This window comes from Mycobacterium sp. E342 (assembly GCF_001667665.1).
Lineage (GTDB): Bacteria > Actinomycetota > Actinomycetes > Mycobacteriales > Mycobacteriaceae > Mycobacterium.
This window is the reverse complement of the sequence record NZ_LZJM01000245.1, coordinates 1-16,750: the sequence shown is the minus strand read 5'-3', so window position 1 is coordinate 16,750 and position 16,750 is coordinate 1. Positions and strand designations below refer to the sequence as shown.

General features: G+C 65.6%; 16 protein-coding genes and 1 pseudogene. 11 read left to right on the top strand and 6 right to left on the bottom strand.

Features of this window, described 5'->3' with window-relative positions; genetic code table 11:
* Positions 1 to 11 precede the first annotated feature (11 nt).
* The 3 genes and pseudogenes from A5692_RS30465 to A5692_RS28495 all read right to left on the bottom strand — a co-directional run bounded on the left by A5692_RS30465 (position 12) and on the right by A5692_RS28495 (position 2,712).
* The gene (locus A5692_RS30465; protein WP_369830309.1) at positions 12 to 470 is read right to left on the bottom strand and encodes a DUF5631 domain-containing protein; all 459 of its coding nucleotides are present in this window, start codon (positions 468 to 470) and stop codon (positions 12 to 14) included.
* Positions 471 to 485: 15 nt separating this feature from the next.
* Positions 486 to 719, bottom strand: a pseudogene (locus A5692_RS30460) (DUF5632 domain-containing protein); the annotation flags it as partial.
* A gap of 1,474 nt (positions 720 to 2,193) precedes the next feature.
* A complete protein-coding gene (locus tag A5692_RS28495) occupies positions 2,194 to 2,712 on the bottom strand; it encodes a hypothetical protein (protein WP_082962888.1) in 519 nt (172 codons plus the stop codon).
* 1,320 nt (positions 2,713 to 4,032) lie between these two features.
* Between A5692_RS28495 and A5692_RS19140 the strand changes: the two genes are divergently transcribed.
* Together A5692_RS19140 and A5692_RS19135 are read left to right on the top strand one after the other, a co-directional pair.
* Positions 4,033 to 5,502, top strand: coding sequence for a serine/threonine-protein kinase (locus A5692_RS19140; protein ID WP_231984377.1), 1,470 nt, complete (start codon positions 4,033 to 4,035; stop codon positions 5,500 to 5,502).
* 92 nt (positions 5,503 to 5,594) lie between these two features.
* Positions 5,595 to 6,011, top strand: a complete 417-nt coding sequence (locus A5692_RS19135; RefSeq protein WP_156766167.1) for a hypothetical protein — start codon at positions 5,595 to 5,597, stop codon at positions 6,009 to 6,011.
* 40 nt (positions 6,012 to 6,051) lie between these two features.
* On the opposite strand, the gene A5692_RS19130 is transcribed toward A5692_RS19135, so the two are convergent.
* Positions 6,052 to 6,381 carry a DUF2563 family protein gene (locus A5692_RS19130; RefSeq protein ID WP_068058661.1) on the bottom strand — a complete coding sequence of 110 codons (330 nt, stop codon included), beginning with the start codon at positions 6,379 to 6,381 and terminating at the stop codon, positions 6,052 to 6,054.
* A 100-nt stretch (positions 6,382 to 6,481) separates the two neighbouring features.
* The gene (locus A5692_RS19125; RefSeq protein ID WP_068058660.1) at positions 6,482 to 6,991 is read right to left on the bottom strand and encodes a pullulanase; all 510 of its coding nucleotides are present in this window, start codon (positions 6,989 to 6,991) and stop codon (positions 6,482 to 6,484) included.
* 126 nt (positions 6,992 to 7,117) lie between these two features.
* Between A5692_RS19125 and A5692_RS19120 the strand changes: the two genes are divergently transcribed.
* From A5692_RS19120 to A5692_RS19110, 3 genes are read left to right on the top strand one after another with little or no spacing between them, the layout of a single operon-like run.
* Positions 7,118 to 7,615 carry a hypothetical protein gene (locus A5692_RS19120; protein ID WP_156766166.1) on the top strand — a complete coding sequence of 166 codons (498 nt, stop codon included), beginning with the start codon at positions 7,118 to 7,120 and terminating at the stop codon, positions 7,613 to 7,615.
* A 17-nt stretch (positions 7,616 to 7,632) separates the two neighbouring features.
* Complete coding sequence (locus tag A5692_RS29190) at positions 7,633 to 8,646, top strand: hypothetical protein (protein ID WP_156766165.1); 1,014 nt, start codon at positions 7,633 to 7,635, stop codon at positions 8,644 to 8,646.
* A gap of 10 nt (positions 8,647 to 8,656) precedes the next feature.
* Positions 8,657 to 9,370: a hypothetical protein gene (locus tag A5692_RS19110; RefSeq protein WP_068058654.1), complete on the top strand. Its 714-nt coding sequence runs from the start codon at positions 8,657 to 8,659 to the stop codon at positions 9,368 to 9,370.
* Positions 9,371 to 9,376: 6 nt separating this feature from the next.
* On the opposite strand, the gene A5692_RS19105 is transcribed toward A5692_RS19110, so the two are convergent.
* Entirely contained in the window at positions 9,377 to 10,813 is a 1,437-nt protein-coding gene (locus A5692_RS19105; RefSeq protein ID WP_068058652.1) for a CCA tRNA nucleotidyltransferase, read from the bottom strand.
* A 192-nt stretch (positions 10,814 to 11,005) separates the two neighbouring features.
* Between A5692_RS19105 and A5692_RS19100 the strand changes: the two genes are divergently transcribed.
* From A5692_RS19100 to A5692_RS19075, 6 genes are all read left to right on the top strand, one after another.
* Positions 11,006 to 12,493, top strand: a complete 1,488-nt coding sequence (locus A5692_RS19100) for a hypothetical protein (protein WP_369830308.1) — start codon at positions 11,006 to 11,008, stop codon at positions 12,491 to 12,493.
* Positions 12,494 to 12,519: 26 nt separating this feature from the next.
* Positions 12,520 to 12,846 (top strand): hypothetical protein, encoded by a 327-nt coding sequence (locus tag A5692_RS19095; RefSeq protein WP_231984376.1) that lies wholly within the window; start codon positions 12,520 to 12,522, stop codon positions 12,844 to 12,846.
* Positions 12,847 to 12,857: 11 nt separating this feature from the next.
* On the top strand, positions 12,858 to 13,157 hold the full coding sequence (locus tag A5692_RS19090) for a hypothetical protein (RefSeq protein ID WP_068058685.1): 300 nt from the start codon (positions 12,858 to 12,860) through the stop codon (positions 13,155 to 13,157).
* Positions 13,158 to 13,245: 88 nt separating this feature from the next.
* Complete coding sequence (locus tag A5692_RS19085; protein ID WP_068058650.1) at positions 13,246 to 13,980, top strand: NUDIX hydrolase; 735 nt, start codon at positions 13,246 to 13,248, stop codon at positions 13,978 to 13,980.
* A complete protein-coding gene (locus A5692_RS19080; protein WP_068058648.1) occupies positions 13,977 to 16,367 on the top strand; it encodes a hypothetical protein in 2,391 nt (796 codons plus the stop codon). Before A5692_RS19085 ends, A5692_RS19080 begins: the two co-directional genes overlap by 4 nt.
* Positions 16,364 to 16,750, top strand: a 387-nt coding sequence (locus A5692_RS19075; RefSeq protein WP_304528612.1) for a lipid II flippase MurJ, incomplete at its 3' end; no start/stop codon positions are given. The genes A5692_RS19080 and A5692_RS19075, both read left to right, overlap by 4 nt.

Below are 16,750 nucleotides of genomic sequence, written 5' to 3'. Positions count from 1 at the left end.
GAGATTGGTATTCACCTCGGATTTTGGGCAATGCCCTCGGCGCCAGCGAGATGGCTGATGACGTCGAACCAGGCCATGTGGTAATTCGCGAGGTACTTATGCCCATCGATCATGGCCTCAATTGCGGCGAGCAACGTCCAATCGCCCACGGCGCCAGGGTCATGATTCGGATAAGCCGTAAGCACTAAATTCTGGATATCGGCGATGCACGTGCGCAGGAGCTGAGTTTCGTTTTCGAGTACGCCCGTACGCCGTACGGCCGGCGCCGCGATCGCCTGCGCGATTCGAGGTAGTCCGTCGCGGCGGCGCACGGCTTCCACGAGGGCGGGCCCGAGCTCGTCTACCTGCGGTGCGGCGGACCGGGCCGGCCGGTCGCCGGTCAGCGGGGGCGCCTCGGGGTCCGCTTCGGCGACGTAGGTGTTGTGCTCGTGGGCGGCGGCTACCACGACGGCACCGAGCAGGTCGACCACCGTCGCGTCTCGGCGCCGTGGGGCTGGCTCGAGCAGGGTCACGTGCGCGGGCAACTTCACGTGGGGCGGAATCCATCCGCCAGCGAGATCCGTAACGAGCAGGGTGGTCGTGCCGTCGTCACGCAGCCCGGCCGCCCACGAAATTCGCGGCTCCTGTCGGGCGACCGCATCGACCAGCCGCTGCAGCCGCTGCTGCTCGACTGCCCTGCTAGATACCGAGCCGGCGGCAGCGCCGGTTGCCGCTGACATCACTGACGCGCCGACCATGCTCGACGAGTTGGCGCTCGCCTGTCCGGGCGCCGCTCCCGCTGTCCCACGCTCCACTGGAGAAACAAGCGGTCCGCCCGCGGACGGGGAGGATCCCGGCGAGGGCGCGACCGGCGCGCCCGAGACGGGTCCCGCCGGAGCCGAAGGCATGGCAGGTGGCGTCGCGACCGATGGGCGCAGATCGGAGCCATAGGCGGGCAACGGCCCAGCGGGAACACTCGGGGCGACACCCGCGGGCGTCGATCCAGACCACGATCCACCCGTCATTACTGGCGTCACCGGCGCAGCTCCGCCGCTTACCGGTGGCGCGGGAGCGGCTGGCGGGGGTGTATCAACCGGACCGCTCGTCGACACGAAGACCCCGGCGCTAGGTGCAGTTGGCGCCACGGGCGGCGTCCCCGCCGGTGGCCCGGCCTGCGGAGGCGTACCGGCGCCCGGCTCCATCGCGTTGATCGCGCCTGACGACAACCCCTGTGCGCCAGCGCCTGCCTGCTGCCCCGTCGCCATCCCGGATGCGAACGACTGCGCCAGGTTAGGCGAGACGCCCTGCCCGAGACCGGTAGGCGACATTCCTCCGCCAACGCCATGGATCGGTGAATTCATCAGTGGAGCACTCGGAGCTACACCAGTTGCCGTTGGCAAGCCAGGCGAAATACCGGGTGGATTGGTACCCGGGACTTGACCTCCGTGCCCAAAGCCTGTCCCGTACCCCGCCGGTTCCGCCGTCGAACCGCTGCTACCACCTGCTGTCGGGCCACCGTGGCCAGGACCGCCCCCGTACCCCGCCGGTTCCGCTGTCGGACCGCCGCTGCCACCAAGCGTTGGGCCGCCGTGACCAATGCCGCCACCGAAACCCGTCCCGCCTTGCGGCGCTCTCAGGTCAGCCTCGCTGAGCGGTGGCGGCGATGAAGGAATTCCAGAGTTGAAGCCATTCTCGCGCGCCCAAGTTCGGGCATCGCCGCCTACGCCTTCGGCATCCAGTATCTTTTGGGTCGCAGTCATGAGTTTGTCGCCCGTATTCAGACTCGCATTGGCCGCATCCCCATTGCAGCGCAACTGAACGGCCTGCACCTCTGCAACTTGTTCCGGAAGCGGCTTTTTTGACGCGAGGATTTGGTCGATTTCTTGGTTACCTGTATTTGCTATGTCCGACAATCGACTTCGAAGGTAATCGATCGCGTCAGCGCCTGAATCGAAGGCTGAGGCCTTAGCCTGGTACTTCTCAGCCAGATCCAGATGAAACTTCTCGCCTTGCTGGTACCTCGAAATCAGGTCGTCCGCCGTGTGGCCCTGATTGTGTGCCGCAATAACCGCCCACTGATTGCGCAGGGCTTCCGAAAACATTTGCTGCTCCGCGCAGGCCTGGCTCCAATATTGGGCGCCGGCACGGAGAGTCGTCGATGCTGCTGGCCACCAGGGCCCGATCAGCGCCGCCGTCCACTTTCCAGGCGGGAGGTCAGCCCCCACCACATATCCTCTTCGTTACAGCGTCCTTGGCATTCACGTCATGGACCGCCGCCCGGAACTCGGCCTCGGTGGCGGCGCACTCGCTGCTCTTTGCGGTGTCCGTCAAATATGCCGCCGCGAGAGCTCGCGCGGCATTACGGTGTTCGGCGTCGAGAGCCGGATCAGTGGCCGCATTGCTAAGCATGACAGCCGAATTAGTTAGCGCGATAGGTGCGAATGCTTTGTCACCGCCATTGGTGTCGACCTGTACCGCCAGTGCGGCCAGCTTGTATGTGTCGCAAAGTTCTTGCTGAGCAGCCGTGATCTCCGCAGCGCCGTAGGTCGGCGTAGAAGCGGTTGTTGGGGATCGCGACTCTGTCGGCCGTACCAGCGCAACGATCAAAGCAGCGGTGGCGACAACAGCCGTCACGGCTAAGACAATCGCCTGCCACGGACGTGGACGCGGCGCCGGCTGTCCGGAATAGTTCGGCGACCAGTTTCCAATAGGCGCCTGCCCACCCGGCCCCATGCCAGATCCCGAAAGCTGGTTCCCCACCGTCCACCCCCTCTGCAAAGCCGACGAAACTCGATGGACACGGTTCCCCGATTATGCGTGCCCTCTTCCACTTCATAGTGGAACAGGCAACGGCGGGGCGAGCAATTCACCGTTTGCTGCGCGCTTCTCTACACCCTCGGTTCGAACGCGGCTATTCTTCGTTGCCAGCCACCAGGGCGGCAAGGGCTATCAAAGCGTTCCAAAGCTCTAGCTGTATCCGAGGAACCGGCCTACTAGCACCCTGGTCCTACCCTACTAGCACCCTGGTCCTACGGAGTTCGCTCGGGCACACAGGAGTGTCGGCGACTCTTGATCCCCACTCCAGCCCCGGCTTGACGCGAACGTGGTTCGTCACACCATTCGTACCAAGCTAGCCATCCGCGCACCCTGCGGCCGCGGTCACCCGCTACCGCAAACTCTCTTCATCTCAGAGTCCTTGGCGTTGACATCGTCGACTACTGACTGCCATGCGGGGTCCGTGCGCTGCAGTTGGCTTCCCATGGCCGTGGCATGCGTGTACGCAGTGGCGAGTGTGAGAGCGGCCACTCGATCGCCAGCCGCTAACGCCGGAGCTGAGTCGACCGCCTGCTGGAGCATAAGTGCCGCATTAACAGTGGCGACGCCAGCCAACGCTGCGTTGTCGCCATTCGTATCGATTTGGACAGCGCGCGCGGCCACGCCATAGAGATCGCAGAGCTTTTTGTGCGCGGCGGCGGCCTCCGCGGTCGTATACGTAGGTGCTGCAGATGTGGTCGCGGAGCCGATGGCGGGATTATTGGCCGGCCTTGTGAGCGCCACAACCAGTGCTGCGCCACCAAGCAGAACGCCAACCGACGCAATGGCTACCGCCGGCCAAGCAATTGGACGCTTGATGGTTCGAGGCGCGTAGGCCGGCTGCCACTGACCCGCTGGCGGCCCTATTGGTGGTTCCCCACCTCCGTAGTTTGGAGGCATCTCCCCCATCAAGCCCTCCTCACGTTGCCCCATACCGTAGAAGCGAATCTGTTCATTATCTCCCTGCCCTGCGCCCCTCAACGTGGACCGACGCCCCGAAGATGCGCCAGGTGCCGGGCCGCGGTGCCTAAGCAACTCCGGTATGTAGTCCTCTCCGGTCTAATCGAAAACGGATCCTTCGCCTGGATGGCACCTTGCAACGCGCCGCAGCAACGTGCACCTAGTTAGTGCGCAGGATTCATGGTTTTCGATAGCAGGCCAGGACCCTCGATCACCCGCGGTCCCCGTAGCTGTCAATCCAAGCTTCTTCGTCTCTTCATTCCACTAACATGCTGACCGGTGGATGAGCCAGGTCAGCCCTTCGAACCCCTGCCGTTTGGTCGTTACCAATTGCTCTCCGTGATTGGTGAGGGTGGCATGGGCACCGTTTACAAGGCTCACGACACCATCATCGGCCGCGATGTTGCCGTCAAAGTGTTAGCGGGTGCGCTCGGCTCGGAGCCCGGCTATGTGGAGCGGTTCCGCCGCGAGGCCCACACCGTCGCCCGCTTAACCGAGGCCCACATCATTCCCGTCTTTGACACAGGCGAGGTCGACGGCCGCCTCTATCTCGTGATGCCCCTTGTAGACGGCGTGGACCTTGGCGCTCTGCTGCAACGCGATGGGCCGATGCTGCCGGAGCGGGCGGTGCACGTCATTGAACAACTGGCCGCAGCGCTCGACACAGCGCATACCGCGGGGCTGGTTCACCGGGATATCAAACCCTCCAACGCGCTGGTCACGCCGCGCGACTTTGTATACCTAATTGACTTTGGTATCGCCCGCGATACGGCGGCCGGCGCGCTCACGAGTACGGGCGTCGTGGTGGGCACCATGTTCTACATGGCGCCGGAACGCTTCACATCCGACGTCGCCGACATCAGCTCCGACATTTACTCACTCGCGTGTGTGTTGCATGAGTGTCTGACCGGCCGCCGCCCTTATCCCGGCGAAGGCATGGAACAACAAATCGCCGGTCACCTGACGGTCGAACCGCCGCGGCCAAGCCAGCAGCGACCTGGCTTGCCCCCGGGATTTGACGAGGTGATCGCGAGGGGCATGGCCAAGAACCCCCAGCATCGATACCCGAGCGCCCAGGAACTGGCCGCGGCCGCCCGAAATGCCTTGGCGGCTCCGCCGGCGTCAGAACGGAACGCCGCCCCAACGATGTGCGGTGGTTCGTATCCTCCGCCCGTCTGGCACGACCACGGCCAACCCCCGGCCCCAACGGCGCCCGCTCAGGGTGCGGTTCAGGACCTGCCCACGAATTCGGCGACGCGTTCTCGCCTCCGGACTGCGACTGTTGTGCCGACAATTCTGTTAGTACTGCTGCTTGGAGCGGTCGTTTTTGCAGTGACGCAGTTTGCGCGGCCGCATCCGCATCCTTCCACGGCGCCGCCCGATTGGCAGCCATATGTGGACGACGCTGAGCAGTTCGCGGTCATCATGACGACGTTCAACCCCGCGTCGATCGATAGTGATGTTCAGCGCGTCCTCGATGGTTCAGTTGACGAATTCCACGAATCATTCGCCAGCAACGAAACCGTCTTCAAGCAAGCGATCTTGGACGGAAAGAAGGCGACGCGCGGAACGGTCAACGCCGCAGGCCTGGAATCTTTTCAGGGGACCGCCGCCTCCGTTCTTATCGCGGTCACCTCAACTGCAACCGGTATTGACGGCTCGTCAGAGCCGCCACGAAACCTGCGCCTCCGCATACAAGTTCGGAAGGTTGGCGACGCTTACAAAGTGGCGAAGGGAGAGTTTGTGTGACCCGTATGCCTGGACGGCGGATCGCATGGTGGACAACGATTTTGGTGCTCGCTGGCGGGGTAGCGGCTGCCTCTGGCCTGGGATGCTGGCAGATGATTATCAAGGATCGCCAACTGCCGCCCCTCGCGGACCAACAAGATGAACGCACGGCGGCGACGCAAGCGGCGAGTTCGGGGGCTGTCAAGCTCTTGAGTTACTCCCCAGCCACCGTGGAGAAGGAAACTAGTGCAGCAGAGGCCCTGCTAACCGGTGACTTCCTCGCCAATTACAAAGGATTCGTTGATAAAACTGTCATCCCCGCCGCCCGGGATGGTGTGACAGTCAAGGCCACGGCCGATCTCGCAGGCGTTGAAACCCTGGATAATCAGAAGGCATCGATCCTCGTCTTCGTTAACCAGGTAACCACAACCCTTGCGAAGCCGGCTCCCGAAAATACAAGCAGCTCGGTGCGCGTGGGTCTGGCTAAGGTAAACGGTGCCTGGCTGATCGATAGCTTCCATCGCGTGTAGCAGATGACTCGCCTGGTTGGAGTTGACCACGCTGAGGCGGTCAGACTGCCGGCGACGAGCCGTTCAATCCCGGCCGCACCGCCCGCAGTTCGCCGGCGTTGTGCTGGTCCATATCGGTGAATCCGTTGGCGGCGTAGTGCGCCTTCGCGCCGACATCGGTCAGCGTCTGCTTGTGGCCTTGGAGGTTCTGCACGTGCTGCGTATGGGCGGCGGTGACGGCCTCATGGAAAGAATCGGCGGCGGCGAAGTCACCGAACATTCCCGACGCCAGCGGCCCCCGCGCCAGTTGGTCGGCCCCCTCCTGGGCATGGCCTCCCGCGCGGTGTGAGTCGTTACCTCCGGAGTGCAAGAGCGCGGTGTCGACGAACATTGCCACCCCTCTCGAACTGACCACGCAACCGTATTGACCAGGCTAAATACGTGAAGGGCGGCGGTCAATTCACGTCGTGTCAACTAACATCCAGCACGCCTTACAAGGCGGTGGCGCCGTCAGCCAGCCCGTCGCCATCGCTATCACTCAGCCGGACGTTCCACTTCCCGTCACCGTCGGTGTCGACGTATCCGGTGACGCCGCCTTCATCCGCGCACAGCACCCGGTCGGCCACCCCGTCGCCGTCGATATCGAAAAGTCGGTCATTGACGCCACCGTGACCGTCGAAGTCGACCAGCGGGCCGCCGGTGTGCTCGGCGCCGTCGAGCCCGAACCACCGCAGTTGCCGGCCCTGTTCCGTGGCCACCCCCCACGTCCCGGATCCGTCATCGGTGAAGTACGCCTCGGGAGTTCCGTCGTTGTCCAGATCGAGCACCGCGTGATCGGCGATGCCGTCTCCGTCCAGATCCGCCAGTGCGTCGTCGAGCAAGCCATCACCATCGAGGTCCAGCCCGAAGGCATCGAGCCGGCCGTCACCGTCCAGATCAAGGTCGAGGTCGTGGTGCCAGATATCCGCCGTACCGTCGTCGCCGCTTGAGCAGTAATCCATGATTAGATCCGACGCGTAATCAACCCTACGGGTTCCCCCGCACCGAACAAGCGACCTCGCCACGACCTTGCTTCCAGTAGCCTGACGGCAAGCGGATTCGGCGTGCACTGAGTCGTGGAGGATCCGATGCAGTTCCTGCACATAGACGTTGGGGCGCTGATTGGCGCAGCCGGCGCCGATCCGTGGGCAATCAACAACAGCCTGCAAGCTGGTCAGCCGCTGCAGATTTCGAATCTGGCCTTGGCATTCCACAAAGCGGGGCGTTGCACCGCCGAGGCGAGTGCCGCGTTCGATCAGGCATGCCGCCGTTTTGAGGCCGCCTGGAACCGCCAAGGCGGCGACAACCCAATCAACGACTCCGCCGAAGTGCAACGCGCCGTCACAGCGTTGGGTGTGCAGGCCGACCAGCTGCCCAAGATCGGGACTGACCTGGAAAACATCGCGGCGGCATTGGCCGAAGCACAGCGGACAGGGGCAGGATTGACCTCGACCCTAAATGACCAACTACACGACATCGACAACGAACTCAGCAAAGCGATCGACCTGGAAAACACCTGTCATCTGACGGCCGCCGAGAAAACCCCGTCGACCAACACATTCACGACCTCGGCCAAGAGGCGATGACAGACACCAAATCAGCTGTGGCACAACTACAAGCGCTTCGCAGCGGCTATTCCGACATACTCCAGAAGTCGCTGACCACGCTGCGTGCTCAAGACGGCTACGACCCCGCGCCAATCCAAGGCGCGGACGCCGACGGCCAACCAAGCCATCGTGACCTCGACCAGCGGGCCGTCGACAATTACAACGCGAAACAACGGCCGCTGGACCAAGCTCTCGTCAACAGCGTCGGTGGGATGACGCCCGAAAAGGCCGATGCCGCAGCGCGTTTACGCGACTACGCCACGGCTACCAATCCCACCGCTGATGCCGACACTCGCCGACTCGCCAGTGAGCGTCTCGACGATTTCGCCATGGCACAGTTCAACGGCCCGCTGCCAGTCGACCGCGTTCTGGGCAGCGACGCGCGGGCCCGCGCACAGATGCGGCTGGAGTGGCAGAGAAGACTTGAGCAAGGATTCTCCGGAGCGCCCGGGATGACCCCCGACCAGGTCACCCAGATGCTCGACAACGGCGAACAACAAGCCCGCGCCGTCGTGACGCAACAAGCAGTGAGAGGCCTTGTCTCCAAAGGCATGTCGCCCTCCGCGGCCATGTCGGTTGCCAACGGCGTGACACGCGGGGTCCCGTGGGCAGAAATCGTCAAGCAGCAAGGACAGGTCATGACCCTGGGTGCCGCTGGTGTCGACGGCACAGTCGCCGCGCGAGGCGGCCGCCATGCGGTCGACGCATTCACGCCGACCGACATCGAGGCGTTCGAGAAGGTGGGCAAGACACTCGGCCGAGGAGGAACGCTCGTTGAGGTGGCGTTGGCAGCCAACGACTACATGCACGGCGCTGGGCTCGGCACCACCATAGGAAAGGCCGGCGGCAGCATTGCCGGCGGCTGGTTGGGAGCGACAGGAGGCGGCGCCTTGGCGGGCTCCGTTGTCGGACCGGAGGGAGCTTTCGTCGGTGCCATACTCGGAGCGGCGATAGTCGGGTTCGGCGGCGAGCAGTTAGGCGGGGCTGTTGGTGGGTTTTTCGATAAATGACGCACCGCAGATGACGACCTACGGTTCAGGCTCATCGGTTTCGTCCAGCAGCCCGCTGTGGGCCACGGCTCTGCTGGTAGCCGGAATTTGCGTCGGGCTCGTCGCAGCCGTCGCCAGTGTCGTTGTCGACGATCGCGATGTGCAGCGAAGAATTTACTGGCTCGGTTGGCTGAGCGCGGCGCTGTGCTTTGCCTTGGCGGTCCTGCCACGAGGATGGCCGGGAAGCTTCGGCATCGGGTTCTTAGCGCTGTTCGCCGCGATGGTTTACGCGTATTTGCGTACTCCGTTCCTCAAAATCGGTAGCCGGGTGTATGCAATCGCCCGTACCGAGGAGGCGTCAAAAGGCGCCCCGCAGTACCCGCGATCCGCGGCAAAGGACGACGGCTATCCGACTGCAATGGGGTCACTATCCGCCCGCAACATGTGGTGGATCTTGGTGGCGATGACGTGCATCGTGTCCGTAGGGATTTATGTGGTGGGCTGGACTTGGCAGATGATCCTCGGCACCGCACTCCTCACCGTCATGGGGGCCTCAGCCGGCATCGACGACGGCTCCCGCAAGCTGCCGATCGCGCGCGGTCAACACATACAGGCCTTCCTCGCGTCAGTGGCGTCCATCCTGTTGTGGTTGGCACCACCCATCTGTTACTACATCGGCTACCGGGCGGGCCAACGCTGGCCCATGGGTAGGGGCCGTCACGCCCAGCACGCGCCGGACGCCTAACCGCCGTTACGGGTTCCCCCGCGAGCCCCACCAACTCAGCAGTTCGGCGGTCGCCTCCTCGGTCGTCATCGGCCCGCGCTCCAATCGCAGCTCTTTGAGGAATCGCCACGCCTCGCCCACTTGCGGGCCCGCGGGGATGTCGAGCAGAGTCATGATCTGGTTGCCGTCCAGGTCGGGACGCACGCGCGCCAGATCCTCCTGGGCGGCCAGCTCGGCGATCCGTGCCTCCAGCCGGTCGTAGCTGGCCTGCAACCGGGCGGCCCGGCGCTTGTTGCGGGTGGTGCAGTCGGCCCGCACCAGCTTGTGCAGTTTCGGTAGCAGTGGCCCGGCGTCGGTGACGTAGCGGCGCACCGCGGAATCGGTCCACTTCCCCTCGCCGTACCCGTGGAACCGCAGATGCAGGTACACCAGGTGCGAGACGTCGTCGACCATCTGCTTGGAATACTTCAACGCCCGCAACCGCTTTCGCACCATCTTGGCGCCGACCACCTCGTGGTGGTGAAAGCTCACGCCGCCGTTGGCTTCGTGCCGCCGGGTGGCGGGCTTGCCGATGTCATGCAGCAAAGCGGCCCAGCGCAGAACGAGATCCGGGCCGTCGTCCTCCAGCGCGATCGCCTGCCGCAGCACCGTCAGCGAATGCTGGTACACGTCCTTGTGCTGGTGATGTTCGTCGATGGCCATCTGCATGCCACCGACCTCGGGTAGCACCACCTCGCCCATCCCGGTCTGCACCAGCAGGTCGATGCCGGACACCGGGTCGTCGCCGAGGAGCAATTTGTCCAACTCGGCGGCCACCCGTTCGGCGCTGATCCGTGACAGCTCGGGGGCCATCGCCTCGATGGCGTCGCGCACCCGCGGCGCGACGGCGAACCCGAGCTGCGAGACGAACCGCGCGGCACGCAGCATCCGCAGCGGGTCGTCGCCGAAGGAAACCTCCGGTGCGGCCGGAGTGTCGAGCACCCGATCGCGCAGGGCCGCCAACCCCCCGAGGGGATCGAGGAATTCGCCCGGCCCGTCAGGCGTGATGCGCACGGCCATCGCGTTCGCGGTGAAGTCGCGACGCACCAAATCGTCCTCGAGGCGCTCGCCGTATTGCACCGCCGGTTTGCGCGAGACCTGGTCGTAGGCGTCGGCGCGAAACGTGGTGATTTCCAGGCGATGTTCGCCCTTGCCGACACCGACGGTGCCGAATTCGATGCCGGTGTCCCACAAGTGGTCGGCCCAGCGCCGCAAGATCTGTTGCACCTGCTCGGGGCGAGCGTCGGTGGTGAAGTCCAAGTCGGGGCTCAGCCTGCCAAGCACGGCATCTCGCACCGAACCGCCGACGAGATACAGCTCACTCCCCGCGGCCTGAAACGCCGAACCCAACTCGCGCAGCATCGGCGCGTGTTGGTTCAAGGCAACTGCGGCGGCGGCAAGCAGCTCCACGTCGGCTTCGGGCACGTTCGATCAGCCTAGTAGGCCGGGGCCGAAGAGCCCGTGTGAGGAGCCCCGCAGGTGCTCATGGAAGTCGCTGGCACGCACGACGGTGAATTGACCCACCGAAGTGCGGTAGTAGCGTTACGCGCTACGGGAAGGGTGGAACGGCGGGGTAATGCGGTGCATCTCCGATACATAAGCAAGGGCGCGTTGATCATGTTCGCGGGCGGCGACCCGTGGAAAATCAACGACACATTGCAGATCGGTCGGCCAGCCCAGGTCTCGAATCTTGCGCAAGCGTTTCATGATGCGGGCCAGTCCACGGGGGAAGCAGGAGCCGCATTCAACCTGGCGCGAAAACGTTTCGATGAGGCCTGGATCCATCCTGGCGGCGGCAATCCGATCAATGACGCGGTCGAGGTACAGCGGACCACTCGGTCACTCGGAGTGCAAGCTGCTCAATTGCCCAAGATCGGCGCCGATCTCGAGAATGTCGCGGCTGCGCTAGCCGAGGCCCAACGGTCCGGACGGGGCGAAATCTCAGCGCTGGAAGGACTACTGCAAGGTCTCGACGATCAAATCGGTGAGGCCGTCGAGCTGGAGAAGGATCCCCGGCTAACAGAGTCAGAACGGCAGCTACTGAACCTCTACATCAACGGGCTCGAGAAGCACGCGATCGACGACACCCAGTCGTCGGTCGACAAACTGACTCAAGTCCGCGATCAATATTCGCGGCAGCTGAAGCTGTCGATGGCTAACCTACGCAAGCAAGACGGATACGAGCCACCAGTCCAAGCCCTCTACGGCGACATCCCGGAAGCACCCCCGCACGACGCAGAAGAACGGCGTCGCAACCAGATCGAGGCGTTCAAGCAAGCCTTTGGTCGGGAACCGACGTCGGCGGCTGACTGGGAGACCGCGGCGGCTCTAGACCCGCAAACCTACGACCCGAAATTCAAGGGTGCTAAGTCGGAGGTACGAGTGGTGAAGATTCGCCCCGTACCAGGCCAAGGAGTGGTCCGAGTCTCGCAATGGATCGAACAACGGGACGTGACGAGCTTTCCGCCATGGAACCGAGATCTCGGGAACAACCGGGGGCCGAACCCCAATTTCGACCCGGAAGACACCAAAGTGACCACATACATCGACTATGAAAACGGCATTGTGGTCTTAAGGCAGAATCCTTCAGTGGAGGAAACCTCGACCGGCGGGCCAGGCCAGGTGAAGGTCGGCATACCCAAAGGCAGCGTGACCCAACTCCCAGACGGATCGGTCAGGATCAAATACGACGCGGGCAATCCCTTTGCGCCCGGCATTACCAGTGACCCGAACGGGCCGTTTGCAGACCATACAGTGACGGTCAATGGCGACCTCGTTTTCACGCCCGGCCAAGGAGGGGTGCAAATTAACGGAACGCGCACCGACTACCCCTCCTTGGAGGTGTATCAGGACTTGCCGAACGGCGCCACCCACACGGTGCTTATCGACCCCGCCCAGTCTGGCCGATCTTGGGGACCGGCGTTCAACTTGCCCGGGCACCACGATGTCGGTCCGCTGGGCGGCAAGGCGTTCGCGCCATTCGACACCGGCGGGTGGAACCCGAAATACGACGTGCCGGCTCCGCTGCCGCCCACGGACTTCGGCCCGGTCACCGAGATTCCCTCGGTGCCTCCCTTGCCCACAGGCAGTGCAGTTCCTGCATGACCGTGAACAACTGAAAGCGGCTACGGATGCCTTTTCGAGTTCGTGACTTCGACGCCCAAGCCTGGCGCACGGCGACGTTGTCGGCGCCGTTCGTCGTTCAGATCGTCTTGGGTGTGCTGCTCGCCACCATGTGGGCGCTAGGCGAGGGCCTCTTCACTACGGAGAGTGGACACGGTGAACGCGGCTGGATGCTGACCGCCGCAGTGATCACGACGTTGGTGTCTCTTGCGCTCGCCGCCGCGTTGCTGCGCTCGCCGAAGGCCCGCAATCATGGCCTCGCGTTAAGCATTGCGGGATCTTCCGCGGTCGTTCTCATCGGTGGGATCGCCTACGCTTACCTGGTCTTGCGCTGAAAGGTGTCGTGATGGCCGATGAATCGGTGATCGGGGCAGCGAAGTCTCCCTACGGTCCGATCACCTTCTTGATGGCGGTGCTACATATCCTCGTCGTCGAGTTCGCCACCTGGCTGTTCATGCCGTACTCAATCGTGTTCGTCCTCCCGGTGGTCGCCATCTACATGGCGATCGCCGCCGTCGTCATGCGCGCTCCCCGAACAATGGGCCAGATCGGGCGGGGGATGCTCATCGGTAGCGTGTCCGGGCCACTTTCCCTGATCATCTTTGGTGCCGCCTGGGCGATCGCCCATGCAATCGGCCCGAGCTGACCAGAGACATACGCCCTGCGCCGTCGCGGGCCCGTCCAGCGGCGAGTATGTCCTGGGAGACGATGTCGTGCCAGCTACTATCGCTTGGGTGTCGGACGGCGAACAACACAAGCCACGTCGACGCCGGGGGCGGCGGCGCGGTCGTGGCGCTGCGAGTTCGACCGAGAACCAGACCAACGGCCAAGCGCCCGCCGACCCGGCGACGACGAATTCGCGCCGATCCCGTTCGTCTCGCCGCGGACCGGACCGGTTGCGCACCGTGCACGAAACCTCCGCCGGCGGGCTCGTCATCGACGGCCTCGACGGCCCGCGTCACTCCCAGGTCGCTGCGCTGATCGGCCGCGTCGATCGGCGGGGGCGGATGCTCTGGTCGCTGCCCAAGGGCCACATTGAACAGGGTGAGACCGCCGAACAGACCGCTATAAGAGAGGTCGCCGAAGAGACCGGCATCCGCGGCAGCGTGCTGGCCGCGCTGGGACGCATCGACTACTGGTTCGTCACCGACGGCCGCCGGGTCCACAAGACCGTGCACCACTACCTCATGCGCTTCTCCGGCGGCGAACTGTCCGACGAGGACCTCGAGGTGGCCGAGGTGGCCTGGGTGCCCATCCACGAGCTGCCGTCGAAACTGGCCTACGCCGACGAACGCCGGCTGGCCCGCGTGGCCGACGAACTGATCGACAAACTGCAGAACGACGGTCCGGCCGCCCTGCCGCCGCTGCCACCCACGTCTCCGCGGCGCCGACCGCAAACACACTCGCGCACCCGGCATGCCGACAAGCCGGCGACCAGCCGCAAGAACGGCCACGGGCCCGGGCCGTGACGGCATCCCGACTGTGCTTGTTGCGCCTCGCGGCGGTGATCGGCATCGTGGCCGGCTTCGCGATGCTGACCGCGTCCGTCATGCCGCGTGCCGCCGCAGGCGAACCCGGCGTGACGCCGTTCGTCCGGGTCCGCATCGACCAGGTCACCCCGGACGTGATCACCACGTCCAGCCCGCCCGTCGTCACCGTCAGCGGCATGGTGACCAACATCGGCGACCGCCCCGTCCGCGACGTGATGGTCCGCCTCGAACACGCCGGTGCGGTCACCGCATCCGCGAGCCTGCGGACCACCCTCGACGGCGACACCGACCAGTACCAACCGGCCGCCGACTTCCTCACGGTAGCTCCCGAGCTCCAACGCGGGCAGGAAGTCGGCTTCACGCTGTCCGCGCCGCTGCGCTCGTTGACCAAGCAGTCTTTGGGCATCGACAAACCCGGCATCTACCCGGTCCTGGTCAACGTCAACGGCACACCCGACTACGGCGCCCCCGCCCGGCTCGACAACGCGCGATTCCTGCTGCCCGCGGTTGGCGTGCCACCCGACCAGGGCGCCGATCTGATCTCGGCCGTCGCGCCCGACACCTCTAAACCCGTGTGGCTCACCATGCTCTGGCCGCTGGCCGACAGGCCAAGGCTGGCCCCCGGCGTGCCCGGTGGCACCATCCCGGTGCGCCTGGTCGACGACGACCTCGCCACCTCCCTCGCCGGCGGCGGCCGGCTGGACATCCTGCTGTCCGCGGCGGAAGTCGCAACCAGCCACGACGTCGACCCCGACGGGGCCGTCGGCCGCGCGTTGTGTCTGGCCGTCGACCCCGACCTGCTTGTCACGGTCAACGCGATGACCGCCGGCTACGTGGTGTCCGACTCGCCCGAGGGTCCCGCCCAACTGCCGGGCACCCCAACCCATCCCGGCGCCGGACAGGCGGCCGCCACCGAATGGCTCAACCGGTTGCGCGCGCTGGCCCACCGCACGTGTGTCGCGCCGCTCCCCTACGCCCAGGCCGACCTGGACGCCCTGCAACGCGTGAACGACCGCGGGCTGAGCGCCGCCGCCACCACCGCCGTCAACAGCATCGTCGACCGCATCCTGGACGTGCCCTCCGCCCGCGGCGCCACGCTGCTGCCCGACGGCCCGTTGACCAACCGCGCGGTCAACCTGCTCGGCGCCAACGAAAGCACCGTCGCCGTCGCCGCCGCCGACCTGTCCGCCGATGCGCAGGGATCCTCCGACGGCGCCGTCGACACCGTGCCGCGGCGGCTGTCCCCGCAGGTCGTGGTCGCCCCCTTCGACCCGGCGGTGGGCGCCGCGCTGGCCGGCGCGGGAACCTCCCCGACCATCCCGACCTACCTGGACCCCTCGCTGACCGTGCGCCTCGCGCACGACTCGGCGACCGCACGCCGCCAGGACGCCCTGGGCTCCATGTTCTGGCACGCCTTGCGCCACGACGATGCACCGCGTACGCAGCTTCTGGTCCCGCCGGCGACGTGGAACCTGCAGGCCGACGACGCCCACGTCATCCTGACGGCGCTCACCACCGCCATCCGGTCGGGCCTGGCGGTACCGCGACCGCTGCCGGCGGTCATCGCCGAGGCCAACCAGGCGGGACAAGACCACACCGACCAGCCGGAAACGGTGGGCGCCTACACCTCCGCCCGCGGGCGATTCGGCGACGACGTCACCGGCGCCATCGCCGGCCAGGTCGGCCGGCTGTGGGGCCTGACGTCGGCGCTGAGCACCGACGAACGCACCGGGCTGACCGGCATCCAGTACACCGCCCCACTGCGCGAGGACATGCTGCGGGCGCTGAGCCAATCCGAGCCTCCCGACACCCGTAACGGGATGGCCCAGCAACGCCTTGGCGTCGTCGGCAAGACGATCAACGACCTCTTCGGCGCGGTGACCATCGTCAACCCGGGCGGCTCCTACACCCTGGCCACCGAACACAGCCCGCTGCCGCTGGCGCTGCACAACGGCCTGGCGGTTCCCATCCGCGTGCGGCTGCAGGTCGATGCCCCACCCGGGATGACGGTCACCGACGTCGGCCAGATCGAACTACCGCCGGGCTACCTCCCGCTGCGGGTGCCGATCGAGGTGAACTTCACCCAGCGGGTCGCCATCGACGTGACGCTGCGAACGCCCGACGGCCTGCGGCTGGGCGAACCCGTGCGCCTTTCGGTGCATTCCAACGCCTACGGCAAGGTGCTGTTCGCGATCACCATGACGGCCGCAGCCGTGCTGGTGCTGCTGGCCGGACGCCGCCTTTGGCACCGCTTCCGCGGCCAGCCCGACCGGGCCGACCTCGACCGGCCCGACCCACCCGGCGCCAGATCCGCGGGCCAGCACGCGAAGGCCGACGATCGGGTCGAACAAGAGCACCGAGTATGAAACCCGTCCACCGGCAGACCGCACCGCAACAGCACCCCCTGCCACAGCCGCCGCGGCGGCCCCGGGTTCCCGGCTCGCCGCCCACGGGTCCCCTGCCGCCCGTCCCCGCGGGCATCGATCGCCGGCGGCCCGAGCTGTCCGACGCCGCCCTGGTGTCGCGGTCCTGGGCGATGGCCTTCGCCACGCTGGTCAGCCGGCTCACCGGGTTCGCCCGGGTCGTGCTGCTGGCTGCCATCCTCGGCGCCGCGCTGTCCAGCGCGTTCTCGGTGGCCAACCAGTTGCCCAACCTGGTGGCCGCGCTGGTGCTCGAGGCGACCTTCACCGCCATCTTCGTGCCGGTGCTGGCCCGCGCCGAGCAGAGCGATCCCGACGGCGGCGCGGCG